This window comes from Nocardioides sp. CPCC 206348, from assembly GCF_048654705.1.
Taxonomy (GTDB): Bacteria; Actinomycetota; Actinomycetes; order Propionibacteriales; family Nocardioidaceae; genus Nocardioides.
Map to the genome: position 1 here is coordinate 35,567 of NZ_JBMCZA010000198.1, position 6,274 is coordinate 41,840.

Sequence of the window (6,274 nt, forward strand, 5' to 3'; positions counted from 1 at the left end):
AACGAGTCGGGCGCAATCTTCGACACCGCCGGGTCGCTGCGCGGCGGGCGGCAGGTGTTCATCACGATGCAGCTGCCGGACTCGCTCACGGTCGGCGGCACCGACCGCGTCGACCTCAACATCGCCGCGCTCAACAGCCGCGACGGGTCCAGCGCGTTCCGCATCCTCGTCACCCCGGTTCGCGTCGTGTGCGCGAACACCCAGAGCGCGGCCCTGCGTAACCACGAGTCGTCGTTCTCGATCCGGCACACCCGCAACGCCAAGGCCGCCGTGCAGGCCGCCCGCGACGCGCTCGGGCTGACATTCACCTACATCGACGCGTTCCAGGTCGAGGCCGAGCGGCTGATCCAGCAGACCGTGACCGACGCCGCGTTCGACGCGCTGATCGACGCCACGTTCGGCAAGGCCGAGGGCAACGCGACCAAGCGAGTCCGCGAGACCGAGCGCCGTCGCCGCTCCCGGCTGCACTGGCTGTTCGCCGACGCCGAGACGCAGGCCGGCATCCGCGACACCGCATGGGCCGGCTACCAGGCCGTGGCCGAGTACGTCGACCACTACGCCCCGGTCCGCACCAAGGGCGACGAGCACGCCGCCCGCGCCAAGCGAGTTCTCATCAGCGTTGACCCCGACCGGATCAAGCGCCGCGCCTGGACCGCTCTCGCCCCGGCCTGACCGTCACGCCAGTTCCTCCGGTGGCGGGCTGAGACCCCGAGTCCGGCCCGCCACCGGCCCAACCAAAGGAGGAGCCATGACCGACACGACCACCCACACCGACCTCGCCACCGAACAGGTCCGCGCATGGGATCTCCGGCCCACGGACACTCTGGTCGACCCCGACACCGGCGTCGCCTTCCTCATCACCACCGTGACCGTGGATGAGCCCGGCCGCGCGGGACGCAAGGTCCACATCGCAGCCCTGGTCCTCGGCGGCCGCATCCTGCCGCTCAACCAGTTCGTCACCATCGCGAAACGAGACAACACCCCGACTGGCACTGCCGCCGACGTCGAGGCCAGCGCCGCCAAGGACCGGCGGCACACCCTCAGCGAGACGGCCTGCGACCTGATCGTCATCGAGCACCGGCTGCGCGACGTACGCCGCTGGACCCCCGAGACCGCCCGCGCCCACCTGGACACGGCCCTTTCCAGCGTCGCTACGGCGCTGGACGCCCTGCACGCCGAGCACAGCCACCGCACCACCGAACAGGAGCAGTCATGACCAACCACGACGCAGCTTCAACCACGACGGTGATCAGCGAGCGCGACCAGCGCCGCATCCGAGCCGCCATGTCCGCGATGCCCTACGCCGCCACCGAGCGGGTGCCCAAGCCGTGGGTCGCCATGGGCGATGCCGTCGACGCCGACGCCGTCGTGGGCTTCTTGGAGGGCCTCGCGGAAGTCCTGGGCGAGGTCGCGGCCGAGAGCGACAAGCACCGGCGCCGCCTGTTCTCCCTCGAGGCCGACGTGGAGGCGTTCCGCCGCCTCATCGGCACCGCGCCCGCCGAGGTGACCCAGTGAGCGCGCACATCGAGTGGCTGGCCGCTCGGGAGACCAGCGTCCAGGTCTTCACGCCGGGCGAGGACTGGGTGGGAGCCGGCGAGCACCGTCAGCCGGTCCTGACGCTGGCCGGTGACGACGTGGTCGCGATCCAGGGCACGCCCGCCGAGTTGCGGGCGCTGGCCGCTCGGATCACCGCCGTGGCGACCGCCGCAGCCGGGCGGCTCGACCTCGCCGCCCGGGCGCACCAGCCCGCATGAGCGACGACGCCACGCTCCGCGCCCTGGAGGCCCGGCGCCACCCCCGGCCCGTGGACTCCGGACGGTGACAAGATCCGCGCCACCGCCGCCGACGCCCTGATTCCAGACAACATCCTCGTGGCCTACTACACCGGGCACGACCACCGGCTCGGCCTCAAGACCACTAGCCACGCCGTCGACGTCGAGTTCATCACCGCCGCCCGTGACGCACTCCCCGACCGGCTCGACCGACTCGACCGCATCCGCGACCTGCACGCCAAGTGGGGCGAGCGGTCACCCGAGGACGCCGACGGCTACCTCGACCTGTGGGAGACGCTCGGCCGACTCCTCGACGGGGAGCCCGCCTGACCCGCAGCAGCCAGAAGGCCACCCGTAGCGCTGTCCGCTCCGGGCGGCCTTCTGCGTCGGCACAGCCTCACCAGAGCGTCAGTTGCTCGCCTAGCAGTTCCTGGAGCCGCGCGAGGTCGTCGGCCACCAGCTGCGGGTCCTCACGCGCCAGGTCGCGCAGTTCCCGCGCCCGCCGACGCGGCCCGCGCGGGTCGGCCAGCGGGCTGTAGGGCAGTCGCCGTTGGACGGCCCACTCCTGCCGGTTCTTGCGCGCGGTCGAGACCACGACGTGTTCCGGTACGATCCGCTGGCACAGCGGGTTGTGACAGCGGTGCCCGAGCAGCCGCGCCTCTTCAAGCGCGTCCACGCCGTGCATGACCGCGAACGCGAACCGGTGCGCGATGATCACCCGCCCCGGCGCGTACCAGAACCGGCCATGGCCACCGCCGTCAGTGCGCTCTCGCTCGGACCGACCCGAGACCGCTCCGGTCCACCACAGGCACTCACTGCCCGGCACCGTGGCGACCTTCGCCCGATACCGCGCGAGCACCGCCGGATCAGCGAGGGCGGCCGCGACCGCCGCGAGGCCGGCGTCATCCAGCCGACGAACCGGCACCCGCTCCCCCAATCCCAGCGGTCGCCATCGTCGCGCCGTCGCCGCCCTGGTCGCCGTCGTCGGCCTGGGGCTGACTGGCGAGCCGCCGCAGCCGCGTCGCCTCGCGCACGGTCACGGTCTCGCCGCACCACTCGACGGCCTCGCCCAGCGACAGGCCCCCAGCCTCGGTCAACTCCCGCAGCGCCTCACCGGCGCGCTTCTCGGTCTCAGCCACCGCCGCGTCGCGCTCACCGATCGCGACCATGACCTGTTCTGCCAGGTCGATCACCCGGCGCTCGCGCTCCTCGCGCTCCTTGCGCCGTTTCTCGGCCATCTCCCGCGCCGTACGCCGCGCCTGCTGCTTGATCGTCTGCTGACTCATCCGGTCCTCACTTGTGTCGACATGGACTCTGACAGTCACCTACGACATTTCCCGGTCCCCGTGCGATCACCTCCGGCCAAGAACCTTCCGAACCCGCCAATCTCGGCCCCAGCCAGCCCCGCCCACTTCAGCCAGTCCGAACCCGACGCCCCAGCCGTCACCCACGCCGCTCAGCGTCCCCCCAGATTTCCGCGAACTCCCAAGTGCCACACACCTCTTGCATTCTCGGTCTACCGAATAGAAAGAACACAACAGAAATCCGGTCGGAAGTGATCGCACAGCACGCCCGCGCGCACGTAGGTGACCGTGACGATGAGCCTCCACAAGCTGACGGCCGGGTCGGGGTACGACTACCTGACCCGCCAGGTCGCAGCGATGGACGCCACGGACAAGGGCCACACCGGCCTCGCGAGCTACTACACCGAGAAGGGCGAGACTCCCGGCGTGTGGGTCGGCTCCGGCATGGAGGGACTCGAAGGGCTCGACGCCGGCGACGTCGTCACCGCTGACCACATGCAGAGCCTGTTCGGCTCCGGTCACCACCCGCTGGCCACCCAGCGGACCAAGAACCTGGACCTGCGCATCGGCCGCGACGGCGTCGACCGGCCGGCCGACGCGGACTACAAGACGGCCCGCCAGCTCGGCACGCCGTACAAGGTCTACGAGAACGACATCAGCCCGTTCCGGATCGAGGTCGCCAAGCGCATCGCGGCCATCAACGAGGCCGCCGGCCTGCCGGGTGACTGGCCGGTCCCCGCGGCCGACCGGGCCAAGGTCCGCACCGAGGTCGGCACCGAGTTCTTCCGTGCTGAGCACGGCCGCGAACCCGCCGACGCACGCGAGCTGGCCGCCGCGATCGCCAAGCACTCCCGACCGAAGACCAACGCCGTGGCCGGCTACGACCTGACCTTCTCCCCGTTCAAGAGCGTCTCGGTGCTGTGGGCGATCTCCGACCCGAAGACCGCCGCGGTGATCGAGCGGGCCCACCAGGCGGCGATCAAGGACGCGCTGGGCTTCATCGAGTCCAAGGCACTGTTCACCCGCCGGGGCACCAACGGCGTCCGCCAGGTTGACGTCCGCGGCCTGGTCGCCACGGCGTTCACCCACCGCGACTCCCGCGCGGGAGACCCTGACTTGCATACGCACGTCGCCGTGGCGAACAAGGTCCAGACGCTCGACGGCAAGTGGCTGGCCATCGATGGCCGGCCGCTGCACAAGGCGGTGGTCTCGGCCTCGGAGACCTACAACACCGCGCTCGAGCGGCACCTGGTCGACGCCCTCGGCGTGCGGTTCGAGGAGCGGCCGAACGAGGACCCTCGCAAGCGGCCGGTGCGCGAGATCGTCGGCGTCGACCCCGAGCTGAACCGCCGCCTCTCTAAGCGCCGCGCCAGCGTTGAGGACCGCCGCAAGGTCCTCGCGGCCGCGTTCCAGGCCACCCACGGCCGCCCGCCGACGCCGGTGGAGACCATCCAGCTGTCCCAGCAGGCGACGCTGGAGACCCGCGAGGCCAAGCACGAGCCGCGCTCGTTGGCCGAGCAGCGCGAGACCTGGAGCCGTGAGGCCATCGAGGTGCTGGGCACCCCTCAGCGGGTCAAGCAGATGGTCCACGGCGCACTGAACCCGAAGGGCGCAGCGCGGTCGCTGGCCGACTCGGCCTGGTTCGCCAAGACGACCGACCGGATCGTGGCGACGATGGAGGGAGCTCGGAGCACCTGGCAGTTCTGGCACGTCTACGCCGAGGCCCAGCGGCAGGTTCGGGGCGCCAACGTGCCCACCAACCAGGTCTCCCAGGTCGTCGACCTGCTCGTCAGCGAGGTCCTCGACGGCCGCTCGGTGAGCATGGCCCGCCCCTGGGACGCCATCAGCGAGCCGGTCGAGCTGCGTCGGGCGGACGGGGCCTCGGTCTACACCCAGAGCGGCGCCGAGCTGTTCACCTCGGGCAAGGTGCTCGCCGCCGAGCAGCGCCTGGTCGAGGTCGCCGGCCGGCACGACGGGTACGCCGTCACGACCGACTCGGTCGACCTGGCGCTGCTCGAGTCGACCGCCAACGGCATCACCCTCAACGCCGGACAGGCCACGCTGGTCCGTGAGATGGCCACCTCCGGCGCCCGGCTGCAGCTGGCGATCGCGCCCGCCGGATCGGGCAAGACCACCGCGATGCGAGCCCTGGCCAGCGCCTGGAGCGATGGCGGCGGCACCATCATCGGCCTGGCTCCCTCAGCGGCGGCCGCGGACGCGCTGCGCTCCCAAATCGACACCCAGACCGACACCCTGGCCAAGCTGACCCATTCGCTCGAGCAGGCCCGCGAGTCCGGCGCCGCGATGCCCGCCTGGGTCGCCGGCATCGACTCCTCCACCCTCGTGGTCATCGACGAGGCCGGGATGGCCGACACCCTCTCGCTGGACGCGGCGGTCTCCTACATCCTCGAGCGCGGCGGCAGCGTCCGACTGATCGGCGACGACCAGCAGCTCTCCGCGATCGGCGCCGGCGGCGTGCTGCGCGACATCCGCGCAACCCACGGGGCACTGCAGCTGACCGAGCTCGTCCGGTTCAAGGACCCCGCCGAGGGCGCGGCCTCGCTCGCGCTGCGCGAGGGCAAGCCCGAGTCGCTCGGCTTCTACCTCGACCGCGACCGCGTCCACGTAGGCGACCTGGCCACCATGACCGAGGACGTCTTCGCGGCCTGGCAGGCCGACCGTGCCGCCGGCCTGGACTCGATCATGCTCGCCCCCACCCGCGACCTGGTCAGCGAGCTGAACCAGCAGGCCCGCGCCCACCGGCTCGAAGGAATCGACCTGGCCGACGTCGCCGCCAGCGGGCCGGTCCGCCGGCTCGCCGACGGCAACGAGGCCTCGATCGGCGAACTGATCATCACCCGCGAGAACGACCGTCGCCTGCGTACTTCGGCCACCGACTGGGTGAAGAACGGCGACCGCTGGAACGTGCTGGAGATCCACGACGGCGGCGACCTGACCGTCCAGCACACCCAGCACGGCCGCACGGTGCGGCTGCCCGCTGACTACGTCGCCCGATCCTCCGAGCTCGGCTACGCGTGCACCGTGCACACCGCCCAGGGCGTCACCGCTGACACGATGCACGGCCTGGCCACCGGCAGCGAGTCGCGCCAGCAGCTCTACACGATGATGACCCGCGGCGCGCACGCGAACCACGTCTACGTCGAGGTCGTCGGCGACGGCGACCCGCACTCGGTGATC

Annotated in this window: 8 protein-coding genes; 6 read left to right on the forward strand and 2 right to left on the reverse strand. The window is 71.5% G+C overall.

The annotated features are described in order from the left end of the window. The 5 genes from ACOADB_RS18605 to ACOADB_RS18625 form a co-directional block, all read left to right on the forward strand. Positions 1-672 (forward strand): DUF932 domain-containing protein (locus ACOADB_RS18605; protein ID WP_378601754.1); only part of this gene is annotated, 672 nt, incomplete at its 5' end. A gap of 76 nt (positions 673-748) precedes the next feature. Beyond that, positions 749-1,216, forward strand: coding sequence for a hypothetical protein (locus ACOADB_RS18610; protein WP_378601756.1), 468 nt, complete (start codon positions 749-751; stop codon positions 1,214-1,216). Beyond that, positions 1,213-1,515 (forward strand): hypothetical protein, encoded by a 303-nt coding sequence (locus ACOADB_RS18615; RefSeq protein ID WP_378601759.1) that lies wholly within the window; start codon positions 1,213-1,215, stop codon positions 1,513-1,515. Before ACOADB_RS18610 ends, ACOADB_RS18615 begins: the two co-directional genes overlap by 4 nt. Further along, positions 1,512-1,754, forward strand: a complete 243-nt coding sequence (locus ACOADB_RS18620) for a hypothetical protein (RefSeq protein ID WP_378601762.1) — start codon at positions 1,512-1,514, stop codon at positions 1,752-1,754. The genes ACOADB_RS18615 and ACOADB_RS18620 overlap by 4 nt, the downstream gene beginning before the upstream one ends. A 117-nt stretch (positions 1,755-1,871) precedes the next feature. Next, the gene (locus ACOADB_RS18625; protein WP_378601765.1) at positions 1,872-2,102 is read left to right on the forward strand and encodes a hypothetical protein; all 231 of its coding nucleotides are present in this window, start codon (positions 1,872-1,874) and stop codon (positions 2,100-2,102) included. A 67-nt stretch (positions 2,103-2,169) separates the two neighbouring features. Here ACOADB_RS18625 and ACOADB_RS18630 read toward each other — a convergent pair whose 3' ends face one another. Both ACOADB_RS18630 and ACOADB_RS18635 read right to left on the reverse strand, forming a co-directional pair. Beyond that, positions 2,170-2,697 (reverse strand): hypothetical protein, encoded by a 528-nt coding sequence (locus ACOADB_RS18630; protein ID WP_378601768.1) that lies wholly within the window; start codon positions 2,695-2,697, stop codon positions 2,170-2,172. Next, positions 2,675-3,058, reverse strand: coding sequence for a hypothetical protein (locus ACOADB_RS18635; protein ID WP_378601771.1), 384 nt, complete (start codon positions 3,056-3,058; stop codon positions 2,675-2,677). Before ACOADB_RS18635 ends, ACOADB_RS18630 begins: the two co-directional genes overlap by 23 nt. Positions 3,059-3,370: 312 nt before the next feature. On the opposite strand from ACOADB_RS18635, the gene mobF reads away from it, so the two are divergent. Then, on the forward strand, positions 3,371-6,274 hold a 2,904-nt coding region (gene mobF, locus ACOADB_RS18640), incomplete at its 3' end, for a MobF family relaxase (RefSeq protein WP_378601774.1).

Excerpts from the sequence above, each read along its gene's own strand:
- ACOADB_RS18610 (WP_378601756.1), top strand. The coding sequence starts at position 749 with ATGACCGACACGACCACCCACACCGACCTCGCCACCGAACAGGTCCGC.
- ACOADB_RS18615 (WP_378601759.1), top strand. The coding sequence starts at position 1,213 with ATGACCAACCACGACGCAGCTTCAACCACGACGGTGATCAGCGAGCGC.
- ACOADB_RS18635 (WP_378601771.1), bottom strand. The coding sequence starts at position 3,058 with ATGAGTCAGCAGACGATCAAGCAGCAGGCGCGGCGTACGGCGCGGGAG.